The following is a 16,418-nucleotide window of genomic DNA, read 5'->3' on the forward strand; positions in this document are numbered from 1 at the left end:
GCCCGGTGAGTGCCAGGGAATGGCTTGACAAGGATTTCTACGCCGAACTGGGCGTTTCCTCCGATGCTTCGAGCGACGAGATCAAGAAGGCCTACCGGAAGCTGGCCCGGGAGAACCACCCCGACGCCAACCCCGGTGACTCCAAGGCCGAGGCCAAGTTCAAGGCGGTCTCCGAGGCCTACGGCGTGCTGTCGGACCCGGACAAGCGCAAGCAGTACGACGAAGCTCGCAGGCTGTTCGGCTCCGGTGGGTTCAGCGGCCAGGGCGGCTTCGGCGGCGGCGGTGGCTTCGGCTCCCCCGGGACCGGCGGCTTCGACATCGGTGATCTCTTCGGCGGTGGGCAGCAGCCCGGCGGAGCCGGTGGCATCGGCGACCTGTTCGGCGGGTTGTTCGGCAATCGGCGTCCGGGCGGTGGCGCGGGCAGCACGGCCAACCGGCCGCGGCGCGGCGCCGATGTGGAGACCGAGGTGCGCATCGACTTCACCGAAGCGGTGCGCGGGGCCACGGTGCCGCTGCGGCTGTCCAGCCCGGCGACCTGCCAGACCTGTCACGGGTCGGGCGCCAAGCCGGGCACCCGGCCGCGCAGCTGCACCACCTGCGGTGGCGGTGGTCTGGTCACCCGCAATCAGGGCGCGTTCGCGTTCAGCGAGCCGTGCCCGGACTGCCGGGGCAGCGGCCAGCTCATCGACACCCCGTGCCGCGACTGCGCGGGCGAGGGCGTGGCCACCCGCAGCCGGACGCTGACCGTGCGCGTGCCAACCGGGGTCGAGGACGGTCAGCGGATCAGGCTGGCCGGGCAGGGCGAGCCCGGCAAGAACGGGGCGCCCGCCGGTGACCTGTTCGTGGTGGTGCACGTCAACCCGCACCAGGTGTTCGGACGATCCGGTGATGATCTGACGATCACGGTCCCGGTGACCTTCCCCGAACTCACGCTGGGAACTACGTTGACGGTGCCGACCCTGGACGGGAAGGTCTCGCTGAAGGTGCCTGCCGGGACCGCGAGCGGACGGACCTTCCGGGTGCGTGGCAAAGGCGTGGGCAAGAAGAACGGCACCGGTGATCTTCGGGTCACGGTGCAGGTTTCGGTGCCGTCCAAGCTGGATGACCGGGCGACCGAGGCCCTCGAGGCCTACCGGGAGGCCACGGCCGACCACGATCCGCGCCGCGAGCTCAACGAGCTGCTCGGGAGGTAGGCATGGCTCGCCGCATGGCCGATGCCGGGATGGGATTCACGTTCCCGCCCGGTGCCGACGAGGAAACGCCGATGTTCGTGATCTCGGTGGCGGCACAGCTGTCCGGGCTGCACGCGCAGACGCTGCGCAGCTACGACCGGCTCGGGCTGGTCTCGCCCGGACGCACCCAGGCCGGCGGCAGGCGCTACTCGCTGCGGGACATCGCCCTGCTTCGCGAGGTCCAGCGGCTCTCCCAGGAAGAAGGCGTCAACCTGGCGGGGATCAAGCGCATCATCGATCTGGAGAACCAGGTCGATGCGCTGCGCGGCAAGGTCCAGGAGCTCACCGAGGAACTGGCCGCCGCGCACGCCGCCGCCGAGGCGGCCGCGGCGCAGGTCCACGCCTCCTACCGCCGGGACCTCGTTCCGGTCCGCCAGGAAACGGCGCTCGTCGTCTGGAAGCCGAACCGCAGGCGCTGAGCGACGATGCGGAGCGCGGCGCTCTCCCCCGGTGGGAGGGCGCCGCGCTTGGCGTTCTCAGGAGTTCTCGTTTCGCGCGCTGAATCGACCCGCTAGTCCAGGGTGAAGGGGTCGTAGCGGATCCGGTCCAGGGAGGTCCCGGCCACCAGCATCTTGCTGACCGTTCCCCGGATCATGTCCGGGGAACCGGAGATCAGCACGTCCCAGTCCTCCCAGGCGCCGTAGCGGGAGACGACGTCGGCGAGGGTGCCGTGCTCGACCCCGTCGAACTCCGGATCGTCGTCGAGCACCGGAGTGATCGTCAGCCACGGGTTGTGCATCGCGACCTGCTGGAGCTTCTCCAGGTCGTAGAGGTCATCGCGGGTCCGGCCGCCGTAGAAGAGCTGCACGCGCGGGTTGTCGCCGTACTGGGCGAGCTCGTCGATGATGGCGTGCATCGGGCTCACCCCGGTGCCGCCGGCGATCATGAGCACGTCCGGGGAGTTCTCCCGGTCCACCGTCAGCCTGCCCATCGGAGCACCGATGCGCCACTGGTCGCCGGGCCGGACGTGGCCGACCATCGCGCGGCTGACCCAGCCGCCTTCGACGGCGCGGACGTGGAACTCCATGTACCCGTCCTCGTTCGGCGCGTTCGCCGGGGACAGGTAGCGCCACAGCCGCGGTCGCTGCGGCACCTCGACGCTGACGTACTGACCCGCCTCGTAGGGGACCGGGTGATCGGTCTGCACCCGCACGACCGCGACGTCCCAGCTGAGCCGCTCGTGGTGGATGACCTCTGCGGTGTACCAGGCGGGGCCGTCGTCGGCCGCCGCCGCTTCGGTCATCGCCGAGGCCATGACCGTGTAGCACTCCGCCCAGGCGCGCTCGACCTGATCGGTCCAGGCGTCCCCGGCGTACTTCTTGATCGCCGCGAGCAGTGCGGTGCCGACCGCCTCGTAGTGCTGGTTGACCACGCCGAACTTGCGGTGGTCACGGCCGAGCTGGTGCAGGAACGGCAGCAACTCGTCGGGCTTGTCGACCATCTGAATGACGTGCACGAGTGCGCGCAGCAGGCGGCTGCGCTGCACTTCCATGTTCGCCGCGAACAGGTCGCGCGTCTGCGGCGCGATGCTGAACAGCGTGCCGTAGAAGAACTTCGCGACCTCGTCGGAGTGCGGCTCCACCACGGCGAAGCTCTCGCGGATCAGGCGAACCATCTTGCTCACGCCGTCGTCGTCGGCGGCGGCGGAACCGGAGTCGTTCGGTTCGTTCGGGGGCGGGCCGGGGCTCAATACGGCGTTCGTCATGTCGGGCGCAGTCTTCTCCACGTTGGCGGACGCACTTCGGATGTGGTGCACCGCTACCTGCAAACGTCCCCCGACACAGGGTGGACCCTAACCCGAGTTCAACGGGACGTCTGCCTTGATGGCACGTTTGAGTGTTTTCTAACTACCTCGCGTAGATCTTCCATCAGTCTCTCGGGGGAACCTAGTACCTGATGCTGTTACGACAGATGGCGACATGACACCGTGTTCCGCCGTGACCCCCGATCACACACCCCCGACAGGCGTGGCACCCCCTGCCATGCTCGACCTGGAAATGGCCGAACCGTCGGAATCGCCGAAGGCGATCAGCCCGTTACGGAACGGCACCACCGCCGGCGCCCCCGACACGCCGCACGACCCGTTCGCCGGACGCGAGCCCGCCCTACCCGGGTCGGCCGGCGAACACCTGCTGCAGACCGCTTACGGCACCGAGAAGCGCGCCCGGCGCTTCTACGACGACCAGGTGCTCGACCGCCTCAACACCGAGATGCAGGAGTTCGTCGCCCGCATGGAGATGGCCTTCATCGCCACCTCCGACAAGCACGGCGAATGCGACTCGAGCCTGCGCGCGGGACCACCGGGCTTCATCGAGGTCCTCGACGACCAGCACCTGTGCTATCCCGAGTACCGGGGCAACGGCGTGCTGGCCAGCCTCGGCAACATCAGCGAGAACCCGCACGTCGGGATCCTGATGGTCGACTTCGTCACCGACCTGATCGGCCTGCACGTCAACGGCAAGGCCCGCATCGTCGAGGACGGCGACCTCCGGCAGATCTACCCGGCGCTGCCCTCCGAGTTCGATCGTGGCCGGACCCCCGAGCGGTGGGTGGTGGTGCAGGTCGAGGAGGCCTACATCCACTGCCGCAAGCACATCCCCCGGATGGTCCCGGTGCTGCGCCAGCGCAACTGGGGCAGCGACGACGTCAAGCGCAAGGGCGGCGACTACTTCGGAGCCAAGGGGCAGCCCCGCCCCTGGCACGAGTCCGTGGGCTCCTAGCCCCGGTGCCCGGCCCGCTCGCCAACCTCACCTAAGTGGGCGGGGGCGACAGTTTTGCCTAAAACTGCGAGGCCCTAGTGCCCGAAATGTCCGGACAGTTTTAGGCAAAACTGTCACTTCCCCTGCTCGGGTGCCGCTGCCGCCTTCGCCGTTGCCGGTCGGGTGGGTGGTGGCCGCCTGGTGGTCCGGGGGTTGGTGTTGCTCCCTAGAGTGGGGGTGAAACGGACCGGGGTGGCGGAGAGACTTTGATCGAGCAGGACAACACGGCGGGCGGCCCCTTCGATTCCGGTGATCCGGAACGTCGGGAGGCAGCCGAGCGGGTCGAACACGAGCTGGTGATGATGTTCCGCAACGCGCGGAACCTGTCCACCCAGGTCGCGGCGCTGGTGCACCCGGACCTCGATCCGGCCTCCTACAGCCTGCTGCTGATGGTGGCCGCCGACGGCCCGCTGCGCGGCATGGACCTCGCCGACCGCACCGGGCTGGACAAGTCCACCGTGTCGCGGCAGATCGCGACCTTGGTCGACCTCGCGCTGCTCGAACGCGTCGCGGACCCGGACGACGGCCGCGCCCGCCTCATCCAGCTCTCCGAGCTGGGCGCCGAACGCCTCCAGCAGGTCCGCGGCGAACGCCGCAAGCACCTCAGCGGCCAGTTCGCCACCTGGAACACCCAGGATCTGGCGGACCTCGCCCGGCTGCTCAACAAGCTCAACACCCTCAGCTGACAGTTTTGCCTATAACTGTCCGGACAAAGCGGACATGATCATGTGACGGTTTTGGGCAAAACTGCCGTGGGCCTGTGCGGGTGGTCACGCTCCAATAAGTTGCGTGCTACAACCAAACGGCGATAAGGTTGCGTTCAGCAACTAAAGGAATGGGCTCACATGGGACCGACCGCAGAGACCTGTGCTGAGTTGCTCCAGCCGCTGCGCGCACTGCTGGGGCTCAAGCAGGTCGCACTCCAGAAGCGACTCGAAGCCGAGAACGTGCCCTACGCGGCTTCCGGTCTGCTCACCGAACTCGTCCATCGCGGCGAATGCCGGGCTTCAGATCTCGCGCACCACCGCGTCGTTGATGCCTCCGTGGTGAGCCGCCAGGTGGGGCAGCTCGAATCCGCCGGGTTGATCAGCCGACGTCCGGACCCCGCGGACAAGCGCGTCTCGCTGCTGCGCGCCACCACCGACGGTGAGCGAGCGGTCAGCGCCCTGGAGGCGCGCAAGGCCGAGTGGATCGGTGAGGCGCTCCGGGACTGGGACGACGCCGAGGTGCACGAGCTCGCCCGGTTGCTCGACAGCGCGATGCGCGACATCCGCCGTCACACGATCCAGGACGGGGACTGCGACCCCGTGAACAGGGAAGGAAACCGATGACCAGCTCGACTGAGACGATGCCGCAGGCGTCGGCTCGCCCGAGCGCGCCGCACGAATCGGCCGCAGAGCCGAAGATGTCGCATCGACAGGTCCTCGAGGCGATGTCCGGCCTGATGTTGGCGCTGTTGGTGGCCATCCTCAGCTCCACCATCGTGTCCAACGCGCTCCCGCGCATCATCGCCGACCTGCACGGTTCCCAGGGGCAGTACACCTGGGTCGTCACGGCGATGCTGCTGACCTCCACGGCGACCACGCCGCTGTGGGGCAAGCTCGCCGACCTGTTCAGCAAGAAGCTGCTCTACCAGCTTGCGATCACCATCTTCACCATCGGCTCGGTGCTGGGCGGCTTCGCGCAGTCGATGGAGGCCCTGATCGGCTTCCGCGCGCTGCAGGGCATCGGCATGGGCGGTCTGCAGGCGCTGATCCAGGTCGTGATCGCGGCGATGGTCTCGCCGCGCGAACGCGGCCGCTACAGCGGCTACATCGGTGCCACGTTCGCGGTGGCCACGGTTTCCGGGCCGCTGGTCGGCGGCCTCATCGTGGACACCCCGTGGCTGGGGTGGCGCTGGTGCTTCTGGGTGACCGCGCCGATCGCGGTGATCGCCTTCATCGTGCTCGGCCGGGTGCTCAAACTGCCGGTGATCAAGCGCAAGGTCAAGATCGACTGGTTCGGCGCGCTGTTCCTGGTCGGCGGCGTCAGCCTGCTGCTGATCTGGGTCTCGCTGGCCGGCAAGAGCTTCGACTGGCTCTCGCCCGAGACCGGCATGTTCGTCGGTGGCGGGCTGCTCGCGCTGATCATCGCGGTGATCATCGAGTCCAAGCACAGCGAACCGATCGTTCCGCTGAAGATGTTCAAGAACCCCACGGTCACGCTGGCCACCATCGGGACGGTCTCGGTCGGCACCGCGATGTTCGGCGGCGCGGTGTTCCTGGGGCAGTACTTCCAGATCGCGCGCGGCTTCACGCCGACGCACGCGGGCCTGATGACGTTGCCGATGGTCATCGGTCTGTTCCTCTCCTCGACCATCTCCGGCCAGGTGATCTCCAAGGTCACCGGCAAGATCAAGCCGTTCCTGATCGGCGGCTCGGTCACGATGCTGGTCGGGATGGGCCTGCTGAGCACCATCGATCACGACACGGACCTGGTGCTGGTCGGGATCTACCTGTTCCTGATGGGCAGCGGCGTCGGCATGCTCATGCAGAACCTCGTGCTCGCGGTGCAGAACGCCTCCGCGGCCAAGAACATGGGCGCGACCACCTCGGTGGTCACCTTCTTCCGCACCCTCGGCGGCTCGTCCGGCGTGTCGGTGCTGGGCGCGGTGCTGGCCGTGCGGGTCGAGGAGTACGTGCGCGACGGCCTGTCCGCGATCCCCGGCGCCGCGCAGGCGATGGCCGGCGGTGGCGGCACGAGCGACCTGGACGTTGGTGCCCTGCCCGGGCCGATTCAGACGATCGTGCGCTCGGCCTACGGCGACGCGATCGGTGACATCTTCCTCATCTCGGCCTGCGTCGCCGTGGTCACCCTGATCACCACGCTGTTCATCCGGGAGAAGCCACTGCGTACAACTGTGGAGAGCGACGAGGAGCTGGAGGAGGTTCGCGTGACCGCGTCCGACGAATCCGTGGACGCCCCGGTGGGCGAGAATGCGCAGGTCAACGGCGCGCCGGTGGCGGTTCCGCGGTCCGAGCAGGTCCGCCCGGACTCGGTCAACGGCCGGATCGTGGGTGATCTGGCCGAGCTCGCCGGCGGTCGCGTGGTGCACGGCTTCGTGCAGGACTCCGTCGGCAACCCGGTGCCGGGCGTGGTGCTGACCCTGACCGATGCTCGCGGGCGCCAGGTCGAGCGGGCTCGCACCGACTCCGACGGTTCCTACCGGCTCGACGTCGCCGATGGCGGCAGCTACGTGCTCATCGCCTCCGGTGGCAGCTACCAGCCGACCGCCTCGATGGTCGCGGTCGGCGACGGGCCGGTGCGGCACGACGTGCAGCTGCTCGGCGCGGGCCAGCTGGCCGGCCGCGTGCACAGCGGAGAGGCCGCCGTCGCGGGCGCGATGGTGGTGCTCACCGACGTCCGCGGCGAGGTCGTGGCCACCGACACCACGCAATCCGACGGTGACTACGCCTTCGCCGACCTGGTCGGCGGCTCCTACGCGCTGACCGTCAACGCCGAGGGGTACCGGCCGGTGGCCACCCCGGTGACCGTCACCGACGGCGAGCAGGTCGAGCTGGACGTGGCGTTGCAGACCGGTGCCGAGCTCTCCGGCGTGATCCGCTCGGCCAACCTCGGGGCACCGGTTCCCGACGCGCGGGTGACCCTGCTGGACACCACGGGCGCGGTCGTCAGCGCGGCCACGACCGACATCGACGGCCGGTACCACTTCACCGACCTGCCCGACGGCGAGTTCACGGTGATCGCGACCGGGTACCCGCCGGTGGCGACCTCGTTGCGCCTCGAGGGCCAGGAGAACACCCACGACGTCGAACTGGGCTACCCCGAGGCGTGAGCGCAAGACCTGTCCGGCGAACCGGTGGCCCGGGCTCGCCGGACAGGCACCGACAAGGAGTTTCCAGATGGATCCACAGGCCGCAGGCCTGCAGACCGGTACGGGTGCGGTGACCGCCGCGGTGCGCGGTGCCGACGGCTGGCCGGTGACCGAGGCGGTGCTGACGCTGATCGACGGCACCGGCGCGCAGGCGGCCCGCTGCCAGGGCGACGCGCGGGGCTCGATCGTGGCCTCCGGGCTCGCGCCCGGTGCCTACACCGCCATCATCACCGCCGTCGGCCACGAGCCGCTGGCCAGGAGCACCGTGGTGCACGACGGCGCCTCGACCGCCCTCGGCGAGGTCGAGCTGCGGCGCGTCGGCGGGGCGGACCTGCCCGCGCCGGGGTTGTGGCGAATCGACCCGGTGCACTCCTCGATCCAGGTCACCGCCAAGCATCTGGGCATCAGCAGCATCCACGGCCGGTTCAACGACTTCGCGGGCGAGATCACGGTCGCCAACCCGGTGGAGTCGTCCGCGGTGGCCGCCCGGATCGTGGCGGCCAGCATCGACACGGGCAACGACATGCGCGACGAGCACCTGCGCAACGCGGACTTCCTGAACACCGAGCAGCACCCGGAGATCGCGTTCCGCTCCACCGGCCTGACCCGCCGGGGCGGCGACCGCTGGGACCTGTCCGGCGAGCTCACGCTGTGCGGGATGACCAGGCAGGTCGTGCTGGACACGCAGTTCGCCGGCGTCGGCCCGGACCCGTGGGGCGGCACCCGCGCTTCGGCCACTGCGACCACGCAGCTCAGCCGGGACGACTTCGCCATGACCTTCAACCAGGCGCTGCAGACCGGCATCGCCGCGGTCGGCACCACGCTGAAGGTCCAGATCGACGTCCAGGCCGTTCGCGAGGACTGAAGGCGCGAGGACTGAAGGAGAGACCCGGTTCGGGTTTTGCGCGGCGGTGCGAGGGCCCCTGAAGTCGCCTCGCGCCGCCTGGGCAACGAGAAGCCGTGCGCACCGTCGGGGGTGCGCACGGCTTCTCGTTCTTCGCTCGGTCCGCGAGCGGAGCGGGAGGACTACTTGGTCTTCGTGATCTCCCCGCTGCGCAGCTTGGCCTTGTACTTGGCCAGCTCGCGCTTGACGACCGGCAGCATGATGTAGAGGCCGATCAGGTTGAACAGGGCGAGCGTGAACATCACCGCGTCGGTGAAGTCGAACACCGCGTCCATGGTCAGCACCGAGCCGACGATCACGAAGCCGCAGAAGACCAGGTTGTAGATCTGGAAGCTGGCCTTGCTGTTGCCGAACAGGAACAGCCAGGCCCGCTGGCCGTAGTAGCCCCAGGTGATGATCGTGGAGATGGCGAAGAGCACGACGGCCACGGTCAGCACGTAGGGGAACCAGGGCAGGAAGGTCGCGAACGCGTCGGAGGTGACGGTCACGCCGTCCGGGGCCTCGCCACCGTTGATCACGGTCTGCTGGCCCTGCAGCCAGATCTGGGGCTGCGCGATGACGATCGTCAGCGCGGTCATGGTGCAGATGACGACGGTGTCGATGAACGGCTCGAGCAGGGCGACCAGACCCTCGGTGGCCGGGTTGTCGGTCTTGACCGCGGAGTGCGCGATCGGCGCCGAGCCCAGACCGGCCTCGTTGGAGAAGACCGCGCGCTGGAAGCCGACGATGAGCACGCCGATCAGACCACCGAAACCGGCCTCCGGGGTGAAGGCGCCGCTGACGATCTCGGTGACCGCGAGCGGGACGGTGTCGAGGTTCATGATGATCACGAGCAGGCAGGCGCCGATGTAGATGGCGGCCATCGCCGGCACCAGGCGGCTGGTGACCTTGCCGATCACCTTGATGCCGCCGAAGACCACCGCACCGACGATGGTGGCCAGCAGGATGCCGAAGATCAGCGCGGCGCCGTCGTTGCCGAGGAAGCCGTTGTCACCACCGGTGACGTCGCGCAGCTGGGCGAAGGTCTGGTTGGCCTGCAGCATGTTGCCGCCGCCGATGCCGAACAGCAGGATCGCGATCGCCGAGAGCACGGCCAGGGTCTTGCCCAGCCCGCGGCCGAAGGCGTTCGGGATGACCTCGGCGATGCCCTTGCGCAGGTAGCGCATCGGGCCACCGTGCACGACGCCATCCTCGTCGATGTCCCGGTACTTCACGCCCAGGGTGCACTCGACGAACTTGGTGGCCATGCCGAGCAGGCCGCACAGGATCATCCAGAACGTCGCACCGGCGCCGCCCATGGTCACCGCGACACCGACACCGGCGATGTTGCCCATGCCCACGGTGCCGGACAACGCCGAGGCCAGCGCTTGGAAGTGGTTGATCTCGCCGGCCTCGTTGGGGTCGGTGTACTTGCCGCGCACCAGGTCGACGGACAGCTTGAAGTTCCGGAACTGGATGAAGCCGAAGAAGACGGTGAACACGGTCGCGGCGACGACCAGCCACGCCACGATCCACGGGAAGGACACACCGGCGATCGAGATTTCGGCGAAGACGAAGTTGGAAAGGGCGGTGGCGACCGGATCGAAGACCGTGTTGATGGAGTTCTCGATGTTTCCGAGAACTCCACCTTCCGCCGCGAGGACGATTTGCCCGTCCGGCGGGGAGGCGCTGTTGAAGATGGCGGTGTTCATAGCGCAATAGCTAAAACGAGTGGTCGCGGTAAGCACAAGGAGTACACGTAACAATTGGTAAAACCGCCACACGATTCGTTACATCGAGTATTGGTCCCGTGTGAATACGGTGACACCCGCAGCCGGTAACTTGAGCGGAACAAGCTCAAGTTTCCTAACGTTGAGCGTGTAGGAAGCGGTGCTCTGGGAGAGGATCAGGCGGCACCGCCCACGGCAGAGGTGAGGAATGGACGCGTTCAACCCGACCACGAAGACCCAACAGGCGATCTCGTCCGCGGTGCAGGCCGCGACGATGGCAGGCAACCCCGATGTCGGCCCCGCGCACGTGCTGGGCGCGCTGCTGGCCCAGGGCGACGGGCTGACCGCCCCGCTGCTCGGAGCCGTCGGCGCCGAGCCCGCCGAGGTGCGGCGCGAGCTGGAACAGCTGGCCAACGCGCTACCGGCGGCCACCGGCTCCACCGTGGGCGCTCCGCAGCTCTCGCGCGACGCGGTGCGGTCGCTCACGCACGCCCAGCAGCTGGCCACCGAGATGGGCGATGAGTACGTCTCCACCGAGCACCTGCTGGTCGGGCTGGCCGCCGAGGGCGGCCGGGTCGCCGACCTGCTGCGCAAGCACGGAGCCACGCCGGAGGCGCTGCAGGAGGCGTTCGCGCAGGTGCGCGGCTCGGCGCGGGTGTCCAGCCCGGATCCGGAGGGCACCTACCAAGCGCTGGAGAAGTACGGCCAGGACCTCACCGCGCGGGCCCGCGCGGGCGAGCTGGACCCGGTGATCGGGCGGGACACCGAGATCCGCCGGGTGGTGCAGGTGCTGTCCCGGCGGACCAAGAACAACCCGGTGCTCATCGGTGAACCCGGCGTCGGCAAGACCGCCATCGTCGAAGGCCTCGCGCAGCGCGTAGTCGCAGGTGATGTCCCCGATTCGCTGCGCGGCAAGCGCGTGATCGCGCTGGACCTCGGCTCGATGGTGGCCGGGGCGAAGTACCGCGGTGAGTTCGAGGAGCGGCTCAAGGCGGTGCTCAAGGAGATCACCGACTCCGAGGGCGAGGTCATCACCTTCATCGACGAGCTGCACACCATCGTCGGAGCCGGGGCGACCGGCGAGGGCGCGATGGACGCGGGCAACATGATCAAGCCGATGCTCGCCCGCGGTGAGCTGCGCATGGTCGGCGCCACCACGCTCGACGAGTACCGCGAGCACATCGAGACCGACGCCGCGCTGGAGCGCCGCTTCCAGCAGGTGCTGGTCGGCGAACCCTCGCCGGAGGACGCGGTGGCCATCCTGCGCGGTCTCAAGGAGCGCTACGAGGTGCACCACGGCGTGCGCATCACCGACGGCGCCCTGGTGGCCGCGGCGACGCTCTCGGACCGCTACATCACCGCCCGGTTCCTGCCGGACAAGGCCATCGACCTGGTCGACGAGGCGGCGTCCCGGTTGCGCATGGAGATCGACTCCCGGCCGGTGGAGATCGACGAGGTCGAGCGGGCCGTGCGGCGCTTGGAGATCGAGGAGATGGCGCTGGCCAAGGAGTCCGACGCGGCATCGGCCGACCGGCTGGCCGCGCTGCGCGCCGAGCTCGCCGACCGCCGCGAGAAGCTCTCCGAGCTCACCGCGCGCTGGCAGCAGGAGAAGACCTCCATCGATGCCGTCCGCGACCTGAAGACCCAGCTCGAGCAGCTGCGCGGGGAGTCCGAGCGGGCCGAGCGCGACGGCGAGCTGGGCAAGGCCGCCGAGCTGCGCTACGGCCGCATCCCGGAGCTGGAGAAGGAGCTGGAGACGGCCACCGAGGCCCAGGCCGAGCGCAAGGCGATGCTGCAGGAGGAGGTCACCGCCGACGACGTCGCCGACGTGGTCAGCTCCTGGACCGGCATCCCCGCGGGCAGGCTGCTGGCCGGCGAGACCGAGAAGCTGCTGCGCATGGAGGACGAACTGGGTGCTCGGGTGGTCGGCCAGGACAAGGCCGTCCGCTCGGTCGCGGACGCCGTGCGGCGCGCCCGCGCGGGTGTGGCAGACCCCGACCGGCCGACCGGCTCGTTCCTGTTCCTGGGCCCGACCGGTGTCGGCAAGACCGAGCTGGCCAAGGCGTTGGCCGGGTTCCTGTTCGACGACGAGCGGGCCATGATCCGCATCGACATGAGCGAGTACGCCGAGAAGCACTCGGTGGCCCGGCTGGTCGGCGCGCCGCCCGGCTACGTCGGCCACGACCAGGGCGGACAGCTCACCGAGTCGGTTCGCAGGCGCCCCTACTCGGTCGTGCTGTTCGACGAGGTGGAGAAGGCGCACAGCGACGTCTTCGACGTGCTGCTGCAGGTCCTCGACGACGGCAGGCTCACCGACGGGCAGGGCCGCACGGTGGACTTCCGCAACACCATCCTGGTGCTGACCTCCAACCTCGGGTCGCAGGCCATGGCCGATCCGCAGCTGGGCGAGCAGGAGCGCGAGCAGGCCGTGATGTCGGTCGTGCGCGGGCACTTCAAGCCCGAGTTCCTCAACCGGCTGGACGACGTCGTGGTCTTCGGGCAGCTCAGCACCGAGGAGCTCACGTCGATCGTGGACATCCAGGTCGAGCGGCTCGCGGAACGCCTGGCGCAGCGGCGCCTGACCCTCGACGTGCAGCCCGCCGCCCGCGACTGGCTCGCGCTCAACGGCTTCGACCCCGTCTACGGGGCGCGGCCGCTGCGCCGGTTGGTCCAGTCGGCGATCGGTGACCAACTGGCTCGGAAACTGCTGGCCGGGGAGATCCGGGACGGCGACAAGGTGATCGTCGACATCACCGACGAAAACGACGCGCTCACCGTCTCCGGCGGCTGAGTCGTTCTATTTATGGAATGGTGCGACGGGCATCGTGGCGCGAGATGCCCGCCGCGCGGAAAAATACGTTTCAAAACGATATCTTGAACTGGAAAGAATCAATCCGTCCGGTAGTGGAATCCGCGGCCGGAAACCGGCGGGTTCGGTTCCTATCGGGTCTTGAACGTGGCCAGGCCGGCGATCGCGGCGAACAGCGCCGCGGCCGCCGCGAAGGTCACCGTGGCCACGGTGAGGTTGGTGGCCGTGCTGAGGTAGCCGAGCACGATCGCTGGCACCGTCGCCGAAAGGTAGGCGACCACGTAGATCATCGCCGCGGTGCCCGCGCGCTGGTGCGGGGCGGCCAGGGCGGTGAGCATCCGGAAGCCGCCCATGAACATCAGGCCCCAGCCCAGGCCGAGCACCACCGACGAGCCGAAGAACAGGACCGCGCTGTCCTGCAGCACGGACGTCGCGACGCCGGTCAGCGAGGCGATCATGAGCACCGAGGCGACCCGGACCGCCAGTCGTCCCGGCCAGCCGGCGAGCAGCCCCTGCGCGATGCCGCCGACTCCGGCCACGATCGCGATCGGCAGCCCGCCGACGAGGTTCGGCATCGCCGAGACCATGCCGCGAGCCACCGACGGCGCCAGCGACATGAACATCCCGCCGACCGTCCAGGAAGCGGTCAGCGTCGTGGCCAGCAGCGCGAACCGCAGCCCGTGCCCGGCGGGCACCACCGGCCGCCGCGGGCGCAGCGCCTCGCGCAGCGGGCGGATGTCGCCGACCGGCTCGGGCATCGTCACGATCAGCGGGACCGCCACCACGAACGCGGCCGCCAGCAGCAAGTAGCTGGTCACCGTCGGGCCGGGCGCGAACTGGACCAGGAACCCGGCCAGCAGCGAACCGCCGGAGAGGCCGAGCGAGGCGGCCATGCCGTTGACCAGCGAACCCAGCGTCGAACCCGGTCGCTGGAAGTCCAGCAGCGCGCCGCTGAACGCACCGGTGGCGGCCCCGGTGGCCACGCCCTGCAATGCCCGGCCCAGGAACAACCAGCCGGTGCCGGGCGCGAAGGCCAGCACCAGCACCGCGGCCAGCTGCACCAGCAGCGAGATCAGCAGCACCGGGCGCCGCCCGATGTGGTCGGACAGCGAGCCGACCAGCAGCAGCGCGCCGAGGATCGCCACCGAGTAGATCGCGAAGACCTCGGTGAGCACGGTGTTGGAGAAGCCCCAGCGCTGCTGGTAGAGCGAGTACATCGGCGACGGCGCGGTGGAGGCCATCAGGAACAGGGCGTAGAGGCCGCCGATGAACCAGAACGACGTCGTCCGGGACAGGCCTCGCGAGCGCGACGGGGTTTGGGGGCGAGCCAGTTCGGTGGTCATGCACGTCCTCAAGCCTCGGAATGCGGGTCTACCTCGTCGAACCGCTTAGCAATACGAACCATTCCGGGGGTGCGCCCGCAGTGGCCGGGCTCACCTCTCGACGCGGACAGGTGACGTTCCGCGCCGACGCCCTGGGCTCGCGCGGGTGGCCACGCGGCGTTTCCAGCGGGCCGGTCCAAGGTCAACCGATTGAGATCGGTGGCCGATCTTCGAAGACGGCGATCTTCGGACTACCCTGCGCGGTGTGGGCATACCTGCGTGGCTCTGGTTCCTTGTCGCGGTCGTCGCCATCGGCGCGGGCGTGGCGCTGCTAATCGTCGACAGGTCGCGACGCGCCTCCAGCAACCGGGAGCGGCGGCGATGGGCGTCGCTGCGCGGTTGGCAGTTCGCCGACCTCGACCGCGTTCTGCCGACGCGCTGGGAGCGCGGCGTGCTGGCCCAGTACGGCAGCGTCACCGCGACCGACGTGGTCGCGGGCTCGACCTTCACCGCCGACGGGCGCCGCCAGGTCTACGTGCTCGACCTCGACGTCGCGGGCAAGTCGACCGCGGTGCTGGCGGGCATCCGCTGCCGCCGCAGCACCCCCGCCACGGTCGAGCTGTGGCTGCCGGACGTGCCGGTCCCGCAGGACTCCGAGCTGGACCTGCTCGGCCCGGTCGGTTCCCGCTACGCGTTCGTCACCGAGGTCGCGTCCGCGCGCCCGCTGGTGACCCCGGACCTGATCGAGGCCGTCGAGGAGATCGGTGACGACATCACCGTGGTGTGGCTGGAGAACGACTGGGTTCTCGCGGCGCTGCACCCGGCCGACGCCGACCCGGCGCGGCTGGAGCGGCTGCTGCGCGACCTCGGCGACCTCGCCGATCTGATCGACCCCTTCGACACCGATCCGAACGAGCCGCTCGACGAGGGCGAGGCGCCGCAGCAGATCGAGGCGGGCGCCGAACCGGAGCACTCCTCCGAGCGGCTGGGCTGAGTCCAGGTAGGTTCGGAACCATGCCTACCGCACTCGTAACCGGCGCCACGGCGGGCATCGGCCGCGCCTTCGCTCGTCGTCTCGCCGCCGAGGGTCACGACATGATCCTGGTGGCCCGCGACTCCGAGCGGCTCGCCGAGCTCGCCGACCGGCTGCAGACCCGGCACAACGTGCGGGCCGAGACGCTCGCCGCCGACCTGGCCGTCCCGGAGCAGCGGTCCCAGGTCGAGCAGCGGCTCGCCGACGCGGGCAACCCGGTCGACGTGCTGGTCAACAACGCGGGCTTCGGCACCAGCGACGCCTTCTGGGAGCTGCCGCTCGAGGACCTGCAGAAGCAGCTCAACGTCAACGCCGCCGCAGTGCTGGGGCTGACCCGCGCGGCGGTGGGCGTGATGCGCGAGCGCGGACGCGGCGATGTGATCAACGTGTCCAGCGTGGCGGGCTTCTTCTCCGTGTCCGGGTCCACCTACTCGGCGACCAAGGCGTACGTGACCACGTTGTCCGAGGGCCTCAACACCACGCTGCACGGCACCGGGGTGCGGGTCATGGCGCTGTGCCCGGGCTTCACCCAGACCGAGTTCCACCAGCGCGCCGGGCTGGAGATGGGCAGGCTGCCGCGCGCGTTCTGGTTGCAGGCGGACCAGGTCGTGCACGAATCGCTCGCCGATCTGCGCGCGGGCAAGGCGGTGTCGATCCCCGGCCTGCAGTACAAGGCGCTGGTCGCGCTCGGCAAGCTGATCCCGAAGCCGGTGCAGCGCGCGATCGTCACCCGGACCGTGCCGGGCCGCACCTGACCGGTCGCGTTCGCCGGGGAA

The 16,418-nt window shown here is 69.4% G+C and carries 13 protein-coding genes; 10 read left to right on the top strand and 3 right to left on the bottom strand.

Annotation, left to right across the window (positions count from 1 at the left end; genetic code table 11):
* The first annotated feature begins 5 nt into the window (after positions 1–5).
* On the top strand, positions 6–1,193 hold the full coding sequence (dnaJ, locus tag ABD289_RS04625; RefSeq protein ID WP_344126862.1) for a molecular chaperone DnaJ: 1,188 nt from the start codon (positions 6–8) through the stop codon (positions 1,191–1,193).
* A 29-nt stretch (positions 1,194–1,222) separates the two neighbouring features.
* The gene (locus ABD289_RS04630; RefSeq protein ID WP_344127153.1) at positions 1,223–1,651 is read left to right on the top strand and encodes a heat shock protein transcriptional repressor HspR; all 429 of its coding nucleotides are present in this window, start codon (positions 1,223–1,225) and stop codon (positions 1,649–1,651) included.
* Positions 1,652–1,743: 92 nt separating this feature from the next.
* On the opposite strand, the gene ABD289_RS04635 is transcribed toward ABD289_RS04630, so the two are convergent.
* Entirely contained in the window at positions 1,744–2,847 is a 1,104-nt protein-coding gene (locus ABD289_RS04635) for an FAD-binding oxidoreductase (protein ID WP_344127155.1), read from the bottom strand.
* 352 nt (positions 2,848–3,199) lie between these two features.
* Between ABD289_RS04635 and ABD289_RS04640 the strand changes: the two genes are divergently transcribed.
* The 5 genes from ABD289_RS04640 (at position 3,200) to ABD289_RS04660 (ending at position 8,730) form a co-directional block, all read left to right on the top strand.
* The gene (locus ABD289_RS04640) at positions 3,200–3,952 is read left to right on the top strand and encodes a pyridoxamine 5'-phosphate oxidase family protein (protein WP_425564557.1); all 753 of its coding nucleotides are present in this window, start codon (positions 3,200–3,202) and stop codon (positions 3,950–3,952) included.
* Positions 3,953–4,197: 245 nt separating this feature from the next.
* Positions 4,198–4,677, top strand: a complete 480-nt coding sequence (locus ABD289_RS04645; RefSeq protein WP_344126866.1) for a MarR family winged helix-turn-helix transcriptional regulator — start codon at positions 4,198–4,200, stop codon at positions 4,675–4,677.
* Positions 4,678–4,836: 159 nt separating this feature from the next.
* A complete protein-coding gene (locus ABD289_RS04650) occupies positions 4,837–5,322 on the top strand; it encodes a MarR family winged helix-turn-helix transcriptional regulator (protein WP_344126868.1) in 486 nt (161 codons plus the stop codon).
* A 74-nt stretch (positions 5,323–5,396) separates the two neighbouring features.
* The gene (locus tag ABD289_RS04655) at positions 5,397–7,826 is read left to right on the top strand and encodes a DHA2 family efflux MFS transporter permease subunit (RefSeq protein WP_344127157.1); all 2,430 of its coding nucleotides are present in this window, start codon (positions 5,397–5,399) and stop codon (positions 7,824–7,826) included.
* A 67-nt stretch (positions 7,827–7,893) separates the two neighbouring features.
* On the top strand, positions 7,894–8,730 hold the full coding sequence (locus tag ABD289_RS04660) for a YceI family protein (RefSeq protein ID WP_344126870.1): 837 nt from the start codon (positions 7,894–7,896) through the stop codon (positions 8,728–8,730).
* Between the two features lie 161 nt (positions 8,731–8,891).
* On the opposite strand, the gene ABD289_RS04665 is transcribed toward ABD289_RS04660, so the two are convergent.
* Positions 8,892–10,460, bottom strand: coding sequence for an alanine/glycine:cation symporter family protein (locus ABD289_RS04665; protein ID WP_344126873.1), 1,569 nt, complete (start codon positions 10,458–10,460; stop codon positions 8,892–8,894).
* A 226-nt stretch (positions 10,461–10,686) separates the two neighbouring features.
* On the opposite strand from ABD289_RS04665, the gene clpB reads away from it, so the two are divergent.
* The gene (clpB, locus tag ABD289_RS04670) at positions 10,687–13,269 is read left to right on the top strand and encodes an ATP-dependent chaperone ClpB (RefSeq protein ID WP_344126875.1); all 2,583 of its coding nucleotides are present in this window, start codon (positions 10,687–10,689) and stop codon (positions 13,267–13,269) included.
* A 149-nt stretch (positions 13,270–13,418) separates the two neighbouring features.
* Here clpB and ABD289_RS04675 read toward each other — a convergent pair whose 3' ends face one another.
* Entirely contained in the window at positions 13,419–14,630 is a 1,212-nt protein-coding gene (locus ABD289_RS04675; RefSeq protein WP_344126877.1) for an MFS transporter, read from the bottom strand.
* Positions 14,631–14,874: 244 nt separating this feature from the next.
* Here ABD289_RS04675 and ABD289_RS04680 point away from each other — a divergent pair, with 244 nt between their 5' ends.
* Positions 14,875–15,603: a type III secretion system chaperone family protein gene (locus tag ABD289_RS04680; RefSeq protein ID WP_344126879.1), complete on the top strand. Its 729-nt coding sequence runs from the start codon at positions 14,875–14,877 to the stop codon at positions 15,601–15,603.
* Between the two features lie 20 nt (positions 15,604–15,623).
* Positions 15,624–16,397, top strand: a complete 774-nt coding sequence (locus ABD289_RS04685) for an SDR family NAD(P)-dependent oxidoreductase (RefSeq protein WP_344126881.1) — start codon at positions 15,624–15,626, stop codon at positions 16,395–16,397.
* The last annotated feature ends 21 nt before the right edge of the window (positions 16,398–16,418 follow it).

This window comes from Saccharopolyspora halophila, from assembly GCF_039531955.1.
Lineage (GTDB): Bacteria > Actinomycetota > Actinomycetes > Mycobacteriales > Pseudonocardiaceae > Saccharopolyspora > Saccharopolyspora halophila.

Coding starts and splice junctions, on each gene's coding strand:
- ABD289_RS04630 (WP_344127153.1), top strand. CDS start 1,223: ATGGGATTCACGTTCCCGCCCGGTGCCGACGAGGAAACGCCGATGTTC.
- ABD289_RS04635 (WP_344127155.1), bottom strand. CDS start 2,847: ATGGTTCGCCTGATCCGCGAGAGCTTCGCCGTGGTGGAGCCGCACTCC.
- ABD289_RS04650 (WP_344126868.1), top strand. CDS start 4,837: ATGGGACCGACCGCAGAGACCTGTGCTGAGTTGCTCCAGCCGCTGCGC.
- ABD289_RS04655 (WP_344127157.1), top strand. CDS start 5,397: ATGTCGCATCGACAGGTCCTCGAGGCGATGTCCGGCCTGATGTTGGCG.
- ABD289_RS04660 (WP_344126870.1), top strand. CDS start 7,894: ATGGATCCACAGGCCGCAGGCCTGCAGACCGGTACGGGTGCGGTGACC.
- ABD289_RS04665 (WP_344126873.1), bottom strand. CDS start 10,460: ATGAACACCGCCATCTTCAACAGCGCCTCCCCGCCGGACGGGCAAATC.
- clpB (WP_344126875.1), top strand. CDS start 10,687: ATGGACGCGTTCAACCCGACCACGAAGACCCAACAGGCGATCTCGTCC.
- ABD289_RS04675 (WP_344126877.1), bottom strand. CDS start 14,630: ATGACCACCGAACTGGCTCGCCCCCAAACCCCGTCGCGCTCGCGAGGC.
- ABD289_RS04685 (WP_344126881.1), top strand. CDS start 15,624: ATGCCTACCGCACTCGTAACCGGCGCCACGGCGGGCATCGGCCGCGCC.